The sequence below is a fragment of the Agromyces mariniharenae genome (assembly GCF_008122505.1).
GTDB classification, from domain to species: Bacteria; Actinomycetota; Actinomycetes; order Actinomycetales; family Microbacteriaceae; genus Agromyces; species Agromyces mariniharenae.
Genome location: NZ_VSSB01000001.1, coordinates 1,018,661 through 1,035,773, shown reverse-complemented (window position 1 = coordinate 1,035,773; position 17,113 = coordinate 1,018,661). Strand labels below are relative to the sequence as shown.

At 72.0% G+C, this 17,113-nt stretch carries 18 protein-coding genes; 8 read left to right on the top strand and 10 right to left on the bottom strand.

Annotated features, from left to right (window positions below; translation table 11 throughout):
• Nucleotides 1-23 precede the first annotated feature (23 nt).
• Nucleotides 24-719 carry a Pr6Pr family membrane protein gene (locus tag FYC51_RS04755; protein WP_222863201.1) on the top strand — a complete coding sequence of 232 codons (696 nt, stop codon included), beginning with the start codon at nt 24-26 and terminating at the stop codon, nt 717-719.
• Here the strand turns inward: FYC51_RS04755 and FYC51_RS04750 are convergent.
• From FYC51_RS04750 to FYC51_RS19130, 3 genes are all read right to left on the bottom strand, one after another.
• Nucleotides 716-1,510 (bottom strand): alpha/beta fold hydrolase, encoded by a 795-nt coding sequence (locus FYC51_RS04750; protein ID WP_148732494.1) that lies wholly within the window; start codon nt 1,508-1,510, stop codon nt 716-718. The two genes, FYC51_RS04755 and FYC51_RS04750, sit on opposite strands and share 4 nt — an antisense overlap.
• Nucleotides 1,507-2,148, bottom strand: coding sequence for a YqaJ viral recombinase family protein (locus FYC51_RS04745; RefSeq protein WP_148734127.1), 642 nt, complete (start codon nt 2,146-2,148; stop codon nt 1,507-1,509). Before FYC51_RS04745 ends, FYC51_RS04750 begins: the two co-directional genes overlap by 4 nt.
• Nucleotides 2,149-2,288: 140 nt before the next feature.
• Complete coding sequence (locus tag FYC51_RS19130; RefSeq protein ID WP_187432498.1) at nt 2,289-3,011, bottom strand: amidase domain-containing protein; 723 nt, start codon at nt 3,009-3,011, stop codon at nt 2,289-2,291.
• A gap of 166 nt (nt 3,012-3,177) precedes the next feature.
• Between FYC51_RS19130 and FYC51_RS19125 the strand changes: the two genes are divergently transcribed.
• The 3 genes from FYC51_RS19125 to FYC51_RS04730 all read left to right on the top strand — a co-directional run bounded on the left by FYC51_RS19125 (nt 3,178) and on the right by FYC51_RS04730 (nt 6,306).
• On the top strand, nt 3,178-3,678 hold the full coding sequence (locus FYC51_RS19125) for a hypothetical protein (RefSeq protein WP_187432497.1): 501 nt from the start codon (nt 3,178-3,180) through the stop codon (nt 3,676-3,678).
• Between the two features lie 34 nt (nt 3,679-3,712).
• Nucleotides 3,713-4,756: an alpha/beta fold hydrolase gene (locus FYC51_RS04735; RefSeq protein ID WP_148732493.1), complete on the top strand. Its 1,044-nt coding sequence runs from the start codon at nt 3,713-3,715 to the stop codon at nt 4,754-4,756.
• A gap of 155 nt (nt 4,757-4,911) precedes the next feature.
• Entirely contained in the window at nt 4,912-6,306 is a 1,395-nt protein-coding gene (locus tag FYC51_RS04730; RefSeq protein WP_148732492.1) for a class I SAM-dependent methyltransferase, read from the top strand.
• 102 nt (nt 6,307-6,408) lie between these two features.
• Here the strand turns inward: FYC51_RS04730 and FYC51_RS04725 are convergent, their stop codons facing one another.
• Both FYC51_RS04725 and FYC51_RS04720 read right to left on the bottom strand, forming a co-directional pair.
• Nucleotides 6,409-7,080 carry an ABC transporter ATP-binding protein gene (locus tag FYC51_RS04725; protein WP_148732491.1) on the bottom strand — a complete coding sequence of 224 codons (672 nt, stop codon included), beginning with the start codon at nt 7,078-7,080 and terminating at the stop codon, nt 6,409-6,411.
• 109 nt (nt 7,081-7,189) lie between these two features.
• On the bottom strand, nt 7,190-8,689 hold the full coding sequence (locus tag FYC51_RS04720; protein ID WP_148732490.1) for an ABC transporter permease: 1,500 nt from the start codon (nt 8,687-8,689) through the stop codon (nt 7,190-7,192).
• A gap of 181 nt (nt 8,690-8,870) precedes the next feature.
• Between FYC51_RS04720 and FYC51_RS04715 the strand changes: the two genes are divergently transcribed.
• On the top strand, nt 8,871-9,611 hold the full coding sequence (locus tag FYC51_RS04715; protein ID WP_148732489.1) for a response regulator transcription factor: 741 nt from the start codon (nt 8,871-8,873) through the stop codon (nt 9,609-9,611).
• Nucleotides 9,608-11,185 carry a sensor histidine kinase gene (locus FYC51_RS04710; protein ID WP_148732488.1) on the top strand — a complete coding sequence of 526 codons (1,578 nt, stop codon included), beginning with the start codon at nt 9,608-9,610 and terminating at the stop codon, nt 11,183-11,185. Before FYC51_RS04715 ends, FYC51_RS04710 begins: the two co-directional genes overlap by 4 nt.
• On the opposite strand, the gene FYC51_RS04705 is transcribed toward FYC51_RS04710, so the two are convergent.
• The 5 genes from FYC51_RS04705 to FYC51_RS04685 form a co-directional block, all read right to left on the bottom strand.
• Nucleotides 11,182-11,577 carry a RidA family protein gene (locus FYC51_RS04705; protein ID WP_148732487.1) on the bottom strand — a complete coding sequence of 132 codons (396 nt, stop codon included), beginning with the start codon at nt 11,575-11,577 and terminating at the stop codon, nt 11,182-11,184. The two genes, FYC51_RS04710 and FYC51_RS04705, sit on opposite strands and share 4 nt — an antisense overlap.
• Before the next feature lie 87 nt (nt 11,578-11,664).
• Nucleotides 11,665-12,105 carry a MarR family winged helix-turn-helix transcriptional regulator gene (locus FYC51_RS04700; RefSeq protein ID WP_187432496.1) on the bottom strand — a complete coding sequence of 147 codons (441 nt, stop codon included), beginning with the start codon at nt 12,103-12,105 and terminating at the stop codon, nt 11,665-11,667.
• A gap of 10 nt (nt 12,106-12,115) precedes the next feature.
• Complete coding sequence (locus FYC51_RS04695; protein WP_187432495.1) at nt 12,116-13,837, bottom strand: MFS transporter; 1,722 nt, start codon at nt 13,835-13,837, stop codon at nt 12,116-12,118.
• 195 nt (nt 13,838-14,032) lie between these two features.
• Complete coding sequence (locus FYC51_RS04690; RefSeq protein WP_148732485.1) at nt 14,033-14,275, bottom strand: hypothetical protein; 243 nt, start codon at nt 14,273-14,275, stop codon at nt 14,033-14,035.
• Nucleotides 14,272-15,639, bottom strand: coding sequence for a S8 family serine peptidase (locus FYC51_RS04685; protein WP_148732484.1), 1,368 nt, complete (start codon nt 15,637-15,639; stop codon nt 14,272-14,274). Before FYC51_RS04685 ends, FYC51_RS04690 begins: the two co-directional genes overlap by 4 nt.
• Before the next feature lie 451 nt (nt 15,640-16,090).
• Between FYC51_RS04685 and rplJ the strand changes: the two genes are divergently transcribed.
• Together rplJ and rplL are read left to right on the top strand one after the other, a co-directional pair.
• Complete coding sequence (rplJ, locus tag FYC51_RS04680; RefSeq protein ID WP_148734125.1) at nt 16,091-16,606, top strand: 50S ribosomal protein L10; 516 nt, start codon at nt 16,091-16,093, stop codon at nt 16,604-16,606.
• Between the two features lie 49 nt (nt 16,607-16,655).
• Nucleotides 16,656-17,045, top strand: coding sequence for a 50S ribosomal protein L7/L12 (gene rplL / locus FYC51_RS04675; protein WP_092672623.1), 390 nt, complete (start codon nt 16,656-16,658; stop codon nt 17,043-17,045).
• Nucleotides 17,046-17,113: the final 68 nt, after the last annotated feature.

The window sequence follows — 17,113 nt, the reverse complement described above, 5'->3', positions numbered from 1 at the left end:
TGCGGCGAGGACGGGGGTTCGGCGTGAGGCGGCTGTTCGGGGTGCTGCGGGTCATCGCGGCCGCGGCGATCATCATCGCGATCGTGGGGCAGTTCGTGCAGAGCTGGTCGATGGTGCCCGACCGGCTGGCATTCGTCGTGAACTTCTTCAGCTTCTTCACGATCCTGTCGAACGCGCTCACCGCCATCGTGCTGCTCATCGGCGCCGGGTACGCCTTCACGCGCGCGGTCGACCCCGACTGGTACAACCTCGTCCGCGCCTGCGCGGTCACCTACATGGCCACGACGTTCGTCGTCTACAACCTGCTGCTGCGCGAGATCTCGCTCGACCAGGCCACCACCGTGCCGTGGTCGAACGAGATCCTGCACGTGTGGGCACCGCTCTACCTCGTCGCCGACTGGGTGCTGGCGCCCGGGCGACACCGCGTCGCCTGGCGTCGCCTCTGGACCATCGCGATCTTCCCGCTGGCCTGGGCCGGGTACACGATGATCCGCGGCGCGATCGTGGGCTGGTACCCGTACCCGTTCCTGGACCCCGACGTCGAGCCGGGCGTCGGGTACGGCGGCGTCCTCGTCTACGTCATCGCGATCGCCGCGTTCATCCTGCTCGTGGGGGCGGGCATCATCGCGCTGAGCCGCACGCCGTGGCCGCACGAGCCCGACGAGCCCACCCCGCCGACAAGCGCCGCCGAGCTCGAGGACGCCCGCCCGGTCAGTTAGTCGCGCGCGAGCCAGCGCCCGACCCGCTCGCGCAGCACCGCGGTCTGCTCGGCCTGGCCGTCGTCGCGCGGCGGCAGCAGCTCGAGCATCGAGCGCAGCCCGCCGGCCCAGCGCTCGGCGATGGGGAACGGATGCACCGGGTCGCGCGCCGCGCCGATGACGAGTGAGCGGATGCCGCGTGCCGAGAGCTCGTGCAGGTCGTCGTCGTGCTCGAACGCGCGGTTGCGCGGGATCTCGACGAGCCGCATCGCCCGGCGCGCGGCATCGGGAGCCTGGAACTGGGCGAGCAGGGCCCGACCGCCCGCGGGCGACACCGACGCGACCTCGTGGAAGATCTCGCGCTCGCGGAACTCCTCGGCGCCCGCTGGACCCGCGTCGGCGAGGATCTGGCCGATCACGGGGAACGCCCGCAGGTTGTCGGGCAGCGAGGTGTCGTCGAACGACGGCCGCACGAAGACCACGCGCCGCACGGGCAGCAGGTCGTCGAGCACGATGCGCAGCGCGATCGCGGCGCCCATCGAGATGCCGATGATCGTCACCGGCTCGGATGCCTCGTGGTGCCCGCGTCCGGCCTCGGCCAGCGCCGCGGGCACGTGCTCGCAGACCTCGCGCGCGAGCCGGTCGATCCCGAAGTCGGCTGGTTCGCCGACGGCGAGGAACCCGCCGTGGGCGCGCACGTCGGGCGCGACGATGAGCTCCTCGGGACCCGATGTCTCCTCCACGACCGACTCGAACAGGCCCAGCGGCTGCCGGCGGTCGTTGCCGAGTCCGTGCAGGAGGACCGTCGTCACGCGAGCACACCCGGGCGGTAGACCGCCCTCGCCGCCTCGTCGGGACGCAGCGCGGCGAGCAGCTCGTTCGCGAGGGTCACGAGGATGGCGATCTGGTCGTCGTCGCGGTCGACCCAGCGGCAGCGCGGCTCGGGGTGCACCGGCACGAAGTCCTCGTGCTGCTCCCACACCACCAGCGTGCGCTCGGCGCCGAGCACGTACTGCTGCCACCACACCTGGCGCAGGTAGCCGCGGGGGATGCCGCGCCACGCGCGCGACGTCGTCTTGATCTCGCACAGCTCGGGCGTGCCGTCGACTGCGACGCGCAGTCCGTCGGGCGTCGCCAGGTGCCGTCGATCGGATGCCGCGTGGAACAGCAGCGACGACGGCTCGATGCCGTGCACCCGCCGCACCCAGTCCGCGATCACGGGCTCGCGCGTGCGACCGTGGTCGGTGAACCGGCTGCCGCCGAAGCTGCGCGGATTGCCGTGCAGCTTCTCGTACGCCGCGCCGCGCACCGAGGCCCGCGACGCGAGCTTCGCGGCATCCGTCGCCGTCACGCCCTGCGAGCGCGCCCGCAGCCAGGCGACCCGATCGCTCGCGTCGGCGACGATGCGCTGTTCGTGCGGGTGCGGCTCGGATCGGAGTGCCGCCGACACGCGGGGTGCGACCGACTCGAGGTCGAACAGCGCGAACGGGATGTCGGTCACCCCACAACGGTACCCCCGGGGACCCCCGTCCGGAGGGCGGGATCGGGCGTGTTCGGGGGACGTCGCCGTCGCGCCGACCGGTGGGGGGACTAGTCGGGGATGCTCCAGTAGTAGGCGACGCCGCCGGGGTGGTACTCGGTGATGGCCCAGTCCACCGAACGGTCCCACGTGGCATCCGTGTGCCCCGCATACTCGATCGAGATCGAGCCGTCGGCCTCCGTGATCACGGCCGTCACGATGCCGGTGTGGTCGCGGTCGCCCGAGTCGTCCCAGTCGAACTGCACGACGTCGCCGACCTTCACCTGGTCGCGCTGGTCGTCGGTGAGCGCGGTGGCGAGCTCGGGGTGGTCCTCGAGGTACCACATGAGCGCCGTCGAGCTGCGCCACGCGTCGGAGCTCGAATAGGGATCGCCGTCCTCCTCGTCGTACCACCACTCGTCGTCGGGCACCCAGCCGCGGGCGAGCAGCGATTGGCTCGTGAAGTTCACGCAGTCGTTCTCGGAGAGGTAGCCGAACTCGTCGCTCTCGGTGCTGTCCCAGTGCTCGTGCACGTACTCGAGCTGGGCGGCGACCGCCGGGCTGAGCGCCGACCAGTCGAAGGCGCTCTCGGAGGTGTCGTCACGGACGGCGTCGGACGCCGCACCGCTCGTCGTGTCGGCGATGGCTGCCGCATCCGACGAGTTCGAACCCTGTCCGACCGCGTAGCCCCACGCGACGGCGCCACCGCCCATGAGGAGGACAGTGGTGGCCGCGGCGGCGAGGACGAGGGCTCGCCGCCGGCGGAAGATGCGGTTCGGGTTCGGGTTCGACATCCATTCGACCGTACGTCGCCAGCCTGTGCGCCGCCTCTGCACGCGCCATGCATGGCCCGAACCGGCCATGCCGGTGTGGCCCGAACACGCGATGCCCCGGCGGGGGCCGCGGGCGTGGAATCGAGGTGTCGGCCCGCCGGCCGGCCCGAACCACCTTGGAGTCCTCATGTCCAGCACGGCCACCACCGCCACCATCGCCACCGTCGCCACCGCCACGGTCGCCTCGACCGACATCGCGCGCGTCGCGCGCGCCTCGATCGCGTTCGGGAGGAAGCGCGGCTACTACCGCGTGCTGTTCGAGGCCGGACCAGTGGATGCCGCGACGTTCGCGGAACTGGCGGGCGTGCCGGAGGCCGACGCCCGCGCGTGGCTCGCCGAACAGGTCGCCGCCGGCGTGCTCCGCGTCGTGCCGGGACCCGCGACCGACCGCGAGGAGCTGCTGCTCCCCGGTGAGTACGTGCCGATCCTGCTCGGCGACCACGGTGAGCCCGAGCTCGCGGGCGCTCGCGCCCTGCTCGACGAGCACCGCCACGAACTGCCGCACGTGCTCGAGGGCCTGCAGCAGGCACCCCGACGCGTCGACGCGCACGCCGGGGCGCCCCTCGGCGTCGAGGTCGAGCGGGCGCGGGCGTTCGCGGACGTGGCGCGCCTCGCGCGGCTGGTGTAGGCGCCGAGCTTCCCTCGCCTCCTAGACTCGGGGCGTGGAGCACGAGGACCAGGTCATCCGCTACGCGGAGCACGGCGGCGCGTCCATCGCGTGGGCGGCCGTCGGGCAGGGGCCGCCCCTCGTCATCGGAGGATGGTGGTCGAGCCACCTCGAGCTCGACTGGCGCAACGCGAGGTTCCGCCGGTTCACGGCTGCGCTCGGGGAGCATCGCACCGTCGTCCGGTACGACCGGCCCGGAGCCGGCGTCTCCGACCGCGGGGGCATGCCGGCACGCTCGCTCGAGGAGGAGCTCGACACGCTCGAAGCGCTCATCGACGAGGCCGCCCCCGGACGGATCTCGCTGTTCGGCGCCTCCTCGGGCTCGGGCGTGGCGTCCCTCTATGCGGCGCGGCATCCCGGGCGCGTCGACCGGCTCGTGCTCTACGGCTCGTACGCCCGCGGCGTCGACCTCGCCCCGCCCGCCGCGCGCGAGGCCATGCTCTCGATCATCGACCAGCACTGGGGCCTCGGGTCCCGCGTGCTCGCCGACCTGTTCCTGCCCGACGCGACCGCCGAGGAACGCGCCGAGTTCGTCGAGTTCCAGCGTCGCTCGGCCTCCCGCGAGGTGGCGCTCGCGTCGCTGCAGGCGGTGTACGAGTTCGATGCCACGGGGCACCTGGGCGATGTGCTCGCGCCGACGCTCGTGCTGCACCGGCGGGACGACCGCGCGATCCCGTTCGCGCTCGGCAAGGACGTCGCCCGCCGCATCCGCAACGCCCGCTTCGTCGCGCTCGAGGGCGACGACCACTTCCCCTGGCGGGGCGACGCCGACGCCGTCGTGCGCGAGACGCTCGCCTTCCTCGGCGCGCCCGTCGAGGCCGCACCTGCCCGCTCCAGCCCCGGTGCGGCTCGCCTCACCGATCGCGAGCGCGAGGTGCTGCGGCTCGTCGCGCGCGGGCAGACCGACGCCGAGATCGCGACCGAGCTCGTGCTGTCGACCCACACCGTGCACCGGCACATCGCCAACATCCGCACGAAGCTCGGCGTGCCGTCGCGCACGGCCGCGGCCGCGTGGGCGCTGCGCAACGAGCTCATCTGAGCGCGACCCGCACACCGGCGGATGCCGCGGGCTGGCCGGTTCCGGCCACGCGAGGTTGGCCGGATCCGGCGATTCCCCGCTCGCCGCATCAGCGTTGACTGGCGTCCCGTGCCGCACACCCGTGCGGCGGCAAGACGATGCAAGGAAGCCACACGATGTCCGAAACCTTCAACCCCCATCTGCTCGCCGAGGACGCGGGCGCCCGTCCGTCGACTCCTGAAAACAAGGACGGGCACACACTGGAGCACACAGTGTCCTTGTTTTCAGGAGTCGCCGCGGAGTTTTCAGGAGTCGCCGCGGAGTTTTCAGGAGTCGGCGCGGACGCGAGTGTCACCTCCCTCGTCATCGACGAGGTCGCCGGTCACGTCGACGAGGTCGACGGCCTCGCGGTCGCCCCCTCGCCCGAGGAGCAGGAGGCCGCCCTCGTCGGCGCGTTCGCCGAGCAGCTCGTCGGCATGCTCGCCTCGGCGACGACGCTCCTCACCGTTGAGCTCGGTCGCCGCTTCGGGCTCTACCGCACCCTGCGCGAGCGCGGACCGATGACCGCCGACCGCCTCGCGCGCACGACCGGCGTCGCGCCGCGCTACGCCCGGGAGTGGCTCGAGCAGCAGGCCGCCGCCGGCATCCTCGGCGTCGACGACGCCTCGGCGGGGCGCGACGAGCGCCGCTTCTCGCTGCCCCCGCTCCACGCGCCCGTGCTCGTCGACGAGACGCATCCGGCGCACGCCGCGCCCGTCGCGGGACTGCTCGCCGGCGTCGCGCTCGCCTTCCCCGAGGTCGTCGCCGACTTCCGGCAGGGCCGTGGCGTCGCCTTCGAGGAGTACGGCGCCGAGCTCCGACAGGGCCTCGGCGCGCTGAACCGCCCCGGATTCACGCATGAGATGCGGGCCTGGGTGGAGACGCTGCCCGACCGCGCCGCCGTGCTCGACGCCGGAGGCCTGGTGCTCGACGCCGGCTGCGGCACGGGCTGGTCGACGATCGCCATCGCGACGGCGTTCCCGGCGGCACGTGTCATCGGCCTCGACCTCGACGCCGCCTCGATCGACGAGGCGCGCGAGCACGCCGCGGCGGCCGGGGTCGCCGACCGGGTCGCGTTCCTCGTGGGTGACGCGGGCGACGCGACCGCCGTCCGCGACGCCGCCGCGGCGATCAGGGCGTTCACGGCGGGTCCGGTCGAGTCCCGCGAGACGGATGCCGCGGCATCCGGCTTCGACCTCGTCACGGTCTTCGAGGCACTGCACGACATGGGCCGGCCCGTGGACGCGCTCGCCGCGTTCCGGTCGCAGCTCCGCTCGGGCGGGGCGATCCTCGTGGCGGACGAGCGGGTCGCCGACGAGTTCCACGCCGACGCCGACCCGATCGAGCGCATGCTCTACGCGATGAGCGTGCTGCACTGCCTGCCCGCGACGACCGCCGAGTCCGACGCCGTCGCGAACGGCACCGTGCTGCGCGCGCCGACCGTGCGCCGCTGGGCGGCGGCGGCCGGCTTCGGCCGGGTCGACGTGCTGCCGATCGAGAACCCGTTCTGGCGGTTCTACCGCATCGGCTGAGCGAGCCGACGCGCGCGACGCGAGAAGACGGACGCGGTGCGCGCAGGCGGATGCCGCGGCGGGAGGGCTCCGCCGCGGCATCCGCTCGCACTCGTGACCGGGTCACCCCTTCTCGGTCACGGTGCCGTTCTTGATGTGCAGTCGCCGCTCGGCGCGCTTCGCGACGGCGGAGTCGTGCGTCACGATCACGAGCGTGAGGCCGCGATCCCGCCACAGGCCCTGGAGGAGGTCCATGATCTCGTCGCGGGTCTGCTCGTCGAGGTTGCCTGTGGGCTCGTCGGCCAGCAGCACGTCGGGCTCCTTCACGAGCGCCCGCGCGATCGCGACGCGCTGCTGCTGGCCGCCCGAGAGCTCGCCGGGCGTGTGCCCGGCGCGGTCGGCCAGCCCGACCGAGGCGAGGGCCTCGACCGCGCGGCGGCGACGCTCCTCTGCGCTCACGGCGAGCGGTTCGAGGGCCGTCTCGACGTTCTCCTGCGCGGTGAGCGTGGGGATGAGGTTGAACCCCTGGAACACGAAGCCGATCTCCCGGGCGCGGATGCGGCCGAGCTTGCCGTCGGGCAGGTGCGAGAGCTCCGCGTCGCCGAGGCTGATGCGGCCGGCCGACGGGCGGTCGAGCGCGCCGAGCATCTGCAGGAGCGTCGACTTGCCGCCGCCGGTCGGGCCCTGGATCGCGACGAGCTGCCCTGACGGGATCGTGAGGGTCACGTCCTGCAGTGCGGTCACGGTGCGCTTCGACTGCGCGTAGGTCTTCGAGACGTTCTCGAGCGTGTACATGGTCGTCCTTCTCAGTCGTTCGGTCGCGTGCGCGAGGCCGCGGGTCGATGCGGTTCGGATGCCGCGGTGCAGCGCGTGCCGGCTGCCGGCGCGTCGTATGCCGCGGGCGTCATGCGACGCTCCGCAGCGCCTCGGCAGGGCGGAGTCGCGCGGCACGCCAGCCGCCGATGGCGCCGGCGAGCAGGCCGCCGAGCACCGCGAGCCCGATGGCGATGGCGATCACGCTGACCGTGACCGGCGCGTTGAGCACCACCTCGGCCGAGCTCGACGCCTCCTGCGCGATGGCGCCGAACGGACCGCCGCCGGCACCTCCGGGTCCGCCCGCGGCGACGCCGTCGGGCAGGGTCGATCCGGTGCTGCCCGCGAGCGTGGGCGAGACGAGGTTGACGATCCAGATGCCGACGAGCCCGAGCGCGAGGCCCGCGGCGCCGCCGATGAGGCCCTGCACGAGCGACTCGCCCGCGACTTGGCCGGTGATGCGCCGGTTCGACCAGCCGATCGCCTTCAGCGTGCCGAACTCGCGGGTGCGGCGCGTGACGCCCTGGATGGTGAACAGGATCGCGATGAGGAACGCCGCCGCGAGCACCGCGATCGACAGCCACAGTCCGAGGTTCGCGATGAGGCTCGACGCCGTCGAGAGCGACCCCGAGACCGACGCGGCGAGGTCGGACTGCGTCGACACCGTGGCATCCGGCAATGCCTCCTCGAGGTCGGCCTGCACGGCCGCGATCCGATCGGCCGACTCGGCCTGCACGTAGATGTCGCTGACCTGGTCGGCGAGCCCCGAGAGCTCCTGCGCCAGGTCGAGCGGGATGTACACGTTCGAGGCCGTCGCGGCATCCGCCGACGTCGAGGTCACCGTGCCGACGATCTCGAAGGCGGTCCCGCCGACGTCGATGGTGTCGCCGACCGCGAGCTCGGCGCTCGTGGCGTAGTTCGCGTCGAGCACGGCCACGGCCTGGCCCGAGTCGGATGCCTCGAGTCCGCGCCCGTCGGCGAGCTCCACCGCCGAGAGCGGTCCGACGGCGGCGGCCGATGGGTCGAGCCCGAGCACGGTGAAGCTGTCGACGTCGAAGGCGCTGCCGCCCGCGCCGTCGAAGCCGCCGGTCGGCGCCTGCTGCGTCTGGTCCTCGGTGGGTGCTGAGCCGTCGGTCGACGGGCCCGACGCCTGCATGCGCGGCGGCAGTTCGCCCGAGAAGGTCATGTTGGTCAGCGACAGCGCAGCGGATGCCGCGGCGACGCCGTCGACGTCGGTCACCGTGTCGAGCGCCGAGGCGTCGAAGGTCGTCGAGCCGAAGCCCGCCGTGAGCCGCGACTGGCTGAGCTCGGTGGAGTCGCCCTCGGTCGTGCCGTCGTCGGCGCCGAACTCGAACCGGCCGGGGCCCTGCCCGGCCTCGCCCTCGGCGGGCGGGGTGGGCTCCTGCGAGACGGTGAGGTCGGTGCCGACGCCGTAGACGGACTCGAGCACCGCGGCCTGGGCGTCTTTCACGCCCGTCGAGACGGCGTTCACGATCATGACGAGGGCGATCGCGAGCGCCATCCCGATGGCGATGATCGCGGTCTGCCTGCGGCGCCCCGCGAGTTCGCGTCGGAGGTAGGTGAAGAACATGGGGATCCTCGGGGTCGTGGGATGCGCACCGGACGGGGCGCCGATCGCGACGTTATGGACGGAGGCTTTGGTCGGGCTATGACGTGCCACTGGGGTCGCTATGGGTCACCCCCGAGGGATGCCGCGGCATCCGCACATGCACCTCATAGGGAACGCATAGGCCGGCGCGGATACTGGAGTCATGAGCACCCCCACGACCCACCGCGCCCCGCAGATCACGAAGGGCGACGGCTCCATGGTGCGCGTCCTCGTCGTGGACGACGAGCACTCGCTGACCGAGCTGCTGAAGATGGCCCTGCGCTACGAGGGCTGGGACGTGCGCACGGCCGCCGACGGCTTCAGCGCGGTGAAGGTCGCGCGCGAGTTCCGGCCCGACGCGATCGTGCTCGACATCATGCTCCCCGACATCGACGGCCTCGAGGTGCTGCAGCGCGTGCGCTCCGACGGCACCGAGACGCCCGTGCTCTTCCTCACCGCCAAGGACTCGCTCGACGACCGCATCGCCGGCCTCACGGCGGGCGGCGACGACTACGTCACCAAGCCGTTCAGCCTCGAGGAGGTCGTCGCCCGGCTGCGCGGGCTCATCCGCCGCTCGACGCTGACGCTCGCGCAGGCGAAGGACCCGGTGCTCGTCGTCGGCGACCTCACGCTCGACGAGGACTCCTACGAGGTCGCCCGCGGCGGCACGCCCATCGAGCTCACCGCCACCGAGTTCGAGCTGCTCCGCTTCCTCATGCGCAATCCGCGCCGCGTGCTCTCGAAGGCGCAGATCCTCGACCGCGTCTGGAGCTACGACTTCGGCGGCAAGGAATCGGTCGTCGAGCTCTACATCTCCTACCTGCGCAAGAAGATCGACGCGGGCCGCGAGCCCATGATCCACACCGTGCGCGGCGCCGGCTACATGCTGAAGGCGGCGGGATGACCCACCCGGGCGACCCCGGCTACGCCGCCGTGTCGCGTGCGGAGGCTCAGGCCGACGAGACGGGCACGACGACGGATGCCGCGCGCCGCCGCCGGCGGCCGTGGACCCTGCACCGGCGGCTCCTCGCCATCGTCGCGGTGCTGCTCATCGCCGTGAGCGCGGTCATCGGAGTCATCAGCGTCGCCGTGTTCCACACCACGTCGGTGGGACGCCTCGACGCGAGCCTGCGGGAGACCGCGTCGCGGGCCACGGATGCCGCACCCCCGGGATTCCCGACGGACCCGCGTTCGACGGTGCTCGAGTTCCTCCGTGTCCCGGGGCAGCCGGTGGGCACGCTGGGGGTGCTCGTGGCGGGCGAGAGCGTTGCGGGCGTGTACATCTCGGAGAGCGGCGAGCTCATCGATGCCGGCACCCAGGCGACCTCCGCCCTCGCGGCCGTGCCGCCCGACGGCGACCCGCACACGGTCACCGCCGGCGACCTCGGCGACTACCGAGCCCTCGCCGTCCAGACGCAGCCGGAGGTGCGCAGCGTCCTCGCGCTCCCGTTGACCGACGTGAACGCGCAGACCACGCAGCTCGCGATCACGGTCGCGATCGTCGCCGCGGGCGGCCTCGTGCTCGCGCTCGCGATCGGCTCCGTCGTCGTGCGCCGCGCGCTCAGCCCGCTCTCCGAGGTGACCGCGACGGCGCAGCGCGTCTCGGAGCTGCCGCTCGACCGCGGCGACGTCGCGCTCGCCGAGCGGGTCCCGGTCGACGACGACGGCACCGAGGTCGGACGCCTCGGCACCGCGTTCAACCGCATGCTCGGCCACGTGGCCTCCGCGCTCACGGCGCGCGAGCAGAGCGAGCAGAAGGTGCGCCGGTTCGTCGCCGACGCGAGCCACGAGCTGCGCACCCCGCTCGCGTCGATCCGCGGCTACGCCGAGCTCACGCGCCTCCATGGCGGCGAGTTGCCGCCCGACGTGGTGCACGCGATCGGGCGCATCGAGTCGGAGTCCGTGCGCATGACCGAGCTCGTCGAGGACCTGCTCCTGCTGGCACGCCTCGACGAGGGCCGCGAGCTCGCGTCAGTTCCCGTCGACCTCGGTCGCGTCGTCGTCGAGGCGCTCGGCGACGCCCAGGCGGCCGGGCCCGACCACGACTGGGAGGTGCGGCTGCCGGATGCCCCGACCACCGTCGTCGGCGACGAGCCCCGCCTGCGCCAGGTCGTGATGAACCTGCTCGCCAACGCGCGCGTGCACACGCCCGAGGGCACGAGCGTCGTGGCCGCGCTGGAGCGAGAGGGCGACGAGGTCGTACTGACGGTCGAGGACGACGGACCCGGCATCCCGCCCCAGCTCGCCGAAACGCTGTTCGAGCGCTTCGCGCGTGGCGACTCGTCTCGCTCGCGTCGTGCGGGCAGCACGGGCCTCGGGCTCGCGATCGTGCGCGCCGTCGTCGAGGCGCACCAGGGCGAGGTCTCGGTGGAGAGCGAGCCGGGCGCGACGCGCTTCACGGTTCGGCTGCCGGCGACGACCGAGCGCGGCTCGGCGCACGCCTCGGCGTCGTCGCCGTCGGTCGAGCGCGCGCGTTAACCGCGGGGGATCGCGGCCGTCGCCTCGATCTCGACCAGCGCGTCTGCGCGCCCGAGGCCGGCGACGTGCGCGCCCGTGATCGCGGTGACGTGCGGCCCCCAGACGGGCATCGCGGCGGCGAACCCCTCCTCGAACGACTGGCCCTCGACGAGGAGGATCGACATGCGGATGACGTTGGCCTGGTCGGCGCCGACGGCCTCGAGCACGGCGAGCACGTTGCGCATCGCCTGCTCGGTCTGCGGCCCGATGCCGCCGGGAACGATCGCGCCCGAGGCATCCGTGCCGTTCTGGCCGCCGACCTGGAGGAGGTCGTGGTCGCCGCGCACCAGCACGCCCTGGCTGAACGCCGGGCTCGTGTGCAGCGTCGGTGGATTCACGTGGATGACTTCCATGTCGCGAGTCTCGCACCGGCCACCGACGCCGGGCACGGCGAAGGACCGGTCCCGATGGGGGACCGGCCCTTCGCGAGTCGGGGACGACTAGGCCTCGGCGAGCACCCGCAGCATCTCGGCGAAGGTGCCCAGCTCCTCGACGGAGCGGTTCTCGAGCGCCGCGCGGACGCGGGCCTGGTTGCTCGCCCGCACCGCCGAGATGCGCTCGACCGCGGTCGCCGTCGGCCGGAGCACCCGGATGCGACCGTCGCGCTCGTCGGGCAGGCTCTCGACGAGCCCCACGTCCTCGAGCACCCGCACCTGCCGGCTCACGACGCTCTTGTCCATGTCGAGCTCGGTCGCGAGCACGTGCGCGGTGGTCGACCCGAGCCGGGTGATCGTCGAGAGCACCTTGTAGCCGGCGGGCTGCAGGTCGGGGTGGATCTGCTCCGCCGCCTGCTTCCACACGAGCCGGGCCCGGTTGAACACGACGCCGAGCTGCTCCTCGACGCGCGCGATGGCCTCGTCGACGGCGGGCTCGGCGGTCATGGTGATCATGCTATCGAGCGCTCCCCGACGCGGCGCGGCCGCGCTCGCGGTCGACCGGCTCGCGCTCGTCCGACGCCTCGCCGTCGGTACCCTCGACGAGCCCGACCGACGACGACACCGGGGCGGCGATCTCGGCCTCGGCGAGGTCGATGGCGACCTGCTCGGCCTCCTCCTCGAGCTTCTCGGCGTGGGTCTGCCGCGAGAGCGCCTTGTTGGGGAGGAAGGCGATCGCGATGAGGCTCAGCACCGCGAGCGGGATCGCGATGATGAACACGTCGGCGATGCCGTGGCCGTAGGCGCTCTCGACGATCACGCGGATCGCGTCGGGCAGCTCGGAGACGTGCGGCACGCCGCCGCCGGCGAGGCCCTGCAGGGCCGAGACCTCCTCGGGCGAGGTCGGCGTGAACGACGCGAGGCCGTCCTTCACGTGCGAGGTCACCTGGGTGGCCAGCACCGAGCCCATGATCGTCACGCCGATGGTGCCGGCGATCGAGCGGAAGAAGTTCACGTTCGAGCTGGCCGCGCCGAGCTGCGACACCGGGGTGTCGTTCTGCACGACGAGCGTGAGGTTCTGCATCACCATGCCGAGGCCGGCGCCGAGCACGACCATGTAGACCGAGACCCAGAGGAAGTCGGTGTCGTAGCGGAGCGTCGACATCAGGCTGACGCCCGCGACGATGAGCGCGGAGCCGAGCAGCATCCAGCCCTTCCACTTGCCGAACCGGCTCACGAGCGCGCCGATGCCGATCGAGGCGCCCATCTGGCCGACGACCATCGGGATGGTCATGAGGCCGGACTCCGTCGGGGTCGCACCCCGGGCGAGCTGGAAGTACTGCGCGAGGAACACGCTGGTCGCGAACATCGCGACGCCGACCGAGATGGAGGCGATCACGGCGAGCGTGAACGTGCGGTTCCGGAACAGGCTCATCGGAACGATGGGCTCCTCGACGAGGAACTCCGTGATGACGAAGCCGATGATGGCGGCGGCGGAGATGCCGATCATGACGAAGCTCGTCATGGAGTTCCACTCGAACTGGTTGCCGCCCATCGAGACCCAGATGAGCAGGAGCGAGACGCCCACGGCGAGCAGCACGGCGCCCACGTAGTCGATCTTGACCTTCGTGCGGGTGCTCTTCGGCAGGTGCAGCGTGCGCTGGATCAGGATGATCGCGACGATCGCGAAGGGGATGCCGAGGAAGAAGTTGGCGCGCCAGCCGAACGCGTCGGTGACGACGCCGCCGAGCAGCGGGCCGCCGATGGTGGCCATCGCCATGACGCCGCCGACGATGCCCATGTACTTGCCGCGCTCGCGGGGGGAGATGATGAGCGCCACGGCGATCATGACGAGCGACATGAGGCCGCCGGCGCCGATGCCCTGGATGACGCGCACGCCGATGAGCATGCCCGTGTCCTGCGCGAAGCCGGCGATCGCGGTGCCGACCACGAACAGGCCGAGTGCGAGCTGCAGCAGCACCTTGCGGTCGAGGAGGTCCGCGAGCTTGCCCCAGATCGGGGTGGACACGGCGGTCGCGAGCAGGCTCGCGGTGATGACCCAGGTGTAGGCGGACTGGTCGCCGCCGAGGTCGGCGATGATGATCGGCATCGACGTCGAGACGACCGTGCCCGAGAGCACGGCGACGAACATGCCCATGATGAGGCCCGACAGCGCGGTCAGCACCTCACGGTGCGAGCGCTCGGCCTCGAGCGAGGGGGTTTCGGTGGTTGCGGTCACGTCTGGTTCTGCTCCAAGAATGTTGATAGATGTCAACTATAAAGAAATCGTTGCTTTCTGTCAACCAATGACCGCGGTCAACTGTTCCCGTGCATTGCGTCTCCGCACACGAGGCGAGGAGCCGGGCCCGTCAGCTGGGCCCGGCTCCCGATGGCGGATGCCGCGACGTCGCGCCGCGGCATCCGCTCGCCGTTGCTACTGCACCGGGGCATCCGGCGGCGGCAGCTGCACGCCGCTCTCGGGCTCGACCGTGACCCCGGGGATGCCGCGGAGCCGCTCGACCGCGTCGGGCGCCGCGCGCCCGGTCACGATGCCGAGCCCGCCGAGCGCCTCGTCGACTTCGAGTCCCGCGTCGAGCAGGTCGGGGAGCACGTCGTCGACCCCCCGACCCTGCACGGTCACGTGCACCCGGTCGCCCGCGGCATCCGATCCGGTCATCGTCGCGCCGAGGGGAGCGGTCGCGGCTCGAGCGGGCCGGGGTCGATGATCGGGCCGGGTCGCCACGGCATCGGCTGGTAGTCCCAGACCGGACGGCGCCGCGTCGGGACGACCGCGAGCCCCGCGCCCACCTCCTGGGCGGACTGGGGGAGCGGCACGGCCGTGCGCACGAGCTCCTGCCAGAGCGCCCGGCTGCGCAGGCCGGTCTTGCGAGCCAGCGTCGCGGCGACACCCGCGACGTGCGGCGTGGCCATGCTCGTGCCGCTCTTGAACCCGTACGAGCCCTTGGCGACCGGGATGGACGAGTACGTCGCCACGCCCGGCGCCGCGATGTCGATCTCGCCGCCGTTGCCGTTGAGGGCGACGCACGAGAACGGCGCACGCTGCAGCGCCTGGTCGAGGGCTGCGACCGCGAGCACCGACGGGCTGTTGGCGGGTGCGCCCACGGGGCTCCACCCGTCGTTGCCCGCGGCGGCGACGATCAGCGCCCCGGCGTTCAGCGCGGCGGTCGCCGCCTGCTCGTAGTACGTGTAGTACGTCTGGCCGACGGCGACGCGCGAGCCCAGCGACATCGAGATGACGTGCGCGCCCTGCTCGACGGCCCACTGGATGCCCGCCAGGATCTGGCCGCTCGTGCCGCTGCCCTGGTCGCTCAGCACCTTGCCGATGAGCAGACGCGAGCCGTGCGCGACGCCGTAGCGGCGCTGCGTGCCCGGAGGGCTCTTCGGCCCCGCGGCCGTTCCCGCGCAGTGCGTGCCGTGCGAGTGGCCGTCCTGCACCGCGGCGCCCGGAATGAAGGACTGGCTCGCGAGCACGCGCCCTGCGAAGTCGGGGTGGCCCAGGTCGATGCCCGTGTCGAGCACCGCGATCCGGATGCCGGCGCCCGCCCAGGGCGCCGTGGCGAGGATCGGCGGCACGGCGCGCACCGCCTTGAGGCCCCACGCGTACGTGTCGGTGTCCACGTAGGTCTCCGCAGCGTCGACCTCGTCGTCGTCGGAATCGGTGTCCGCGTCGTCCGCCATCGGGGTGGGTGGCGCGTCCATGGCGTCGATCGTGTCGAACGGGTACACGTAGACCTCGGGCTCGACGGCGATGATCGGGCTGGCCGAGTCGCCCAACGCGCGCGAGAGCGCGCCGAGCTGCTCGGGCGCGGAGTCGACGATGGCGATGCCGAGCTTGTCGAGGTAGACGTCGTTCGTCGCCACCGCGGCGGGGTCGTCGAGCCCCCGCGGCGTCCCGATGTCGAAGCCCGCGACGTCGCGCAGCTCACGGGTCGCGGTCGCGTCGTCCACCGGGGCGAACGTGATGATCTGCCGGCCGGTCGGGCCCTCGGGAACCCGTCCGGTGGCGCTGTCAGTGTTCATGATCGGATCCTTCGATTGATCACGGGCGCCGACGGGATGCTCCGGGGCTCGGGGCACGTCGCCCGCAGTGGCCATAGTCTCGATCTGGATGGAGCACGACGCATCGGGGGCTGCACTGAGGCATCCTCATATTAGTGCGGGGCCGATCGGGCGACCACGTCGATTCGGTGCCGCACCGCTGCGATTTGGCGTGACTCGCGGCATCCGCTACCCTTGACGGAGCCGAAGACCGTTGGTCGTCGCGCCCGCGACTGTGTCGATCACAGCAGTGGATGCGACCGAAGTCTTGCGAAAGCAGGAGCCCACGCAGGTGTGACGAAGACTTCCCGATCGAATCGGGCCGAGCTCCGCGCGTCTGCGCCGGAGCTTTTTTCTTTCGCTCCGAATTCTTCCAGCGCTCCGAGGCCGTGCACCGCCACCGCGATGCACGTTGAAGACACAAGGAGTGGCCATGGCGAACAAGGAAGCCGCGGTTGCCGAGCTCACCGAGAGGTTCGAGAGCTCGACCGCCGTTCTGCTGACCGAATACCGCGGCCTCACTGTTGCGAAGCTCAAGGAGCTGCGCAAGTCCATCAGTGGGGACGCGAGCTACGCCGTGGTGAAGAACACGCTGACCAAGATCGCGGCGAACAACGCCGGGATCACGGCGTTCGACGACGAGCTCAAGGGCCCGTCGGCGATCGCCTTCGTGCACGGCGACCCGGTCGCCGTCGCGAAGTCGCTGCGTGACTTCACCAAGGCGAACCCCCTCCTCGTGGTCAAGGGCGGCTACTTCGATGGCAAGCCCCTGACCGCCGAAGAGGTAGGCAAGCTCGCCGACCTCGAGTCCCGCGAAGTGCTCCTGGCGAAGCTCGCCGGCGCCTTCAAGGCCTCGCTGTTCGGAGCCGCATATCTGTTCAACGCACCGCTGTCGAAGGCCGTCCGCACGGTCGACGCGCTGCGTGAGAAGCAGGAGTCCGCTGCGTAGGCGCGAGCCTCTCAAGCGGTGAGTAACGAGAAACCCAAAGGAGAAAATCATGGCGAAGCTGTCCACTGAGGAGCTGCTCGAGCAGTTCAAGGGCCTGACCCTCATCGAGCTCTCGGAGTTCGTGAAGGCGTTCGAGGAGACCTTCGAGGTCACCGCCGCCGCCCCCGTCGCGGTTGCCGCTCCGGCCGCCGGTGGCGCTGGCGCTGCTGCTGAAGAGGTCGAGGAGAAGGACTCCTTCGACGTCGTCCTCGAGGCTGCCGGCGACAAGAAGATCCAGGTCATCAAGGTCGTCCGCGAGCTCACCTCGCTCGGCCTCGGCGAGGCCAAGGCCGTCGTCGACGGTGCTCCCAAGGCCGTGCTCGAGGGCGCGAACAAGGAGACCGCCGACAAGGCGAAGGCCGCCCTCGAGGAGGCCGGCGCGACCGTCACCCTCAAGTAGTGGCCGCCCTCGAGGAGGGCAGCACACGCTGAGTGCGACCGTCACCCTCAAGTAAGTGCTCGCGCCCG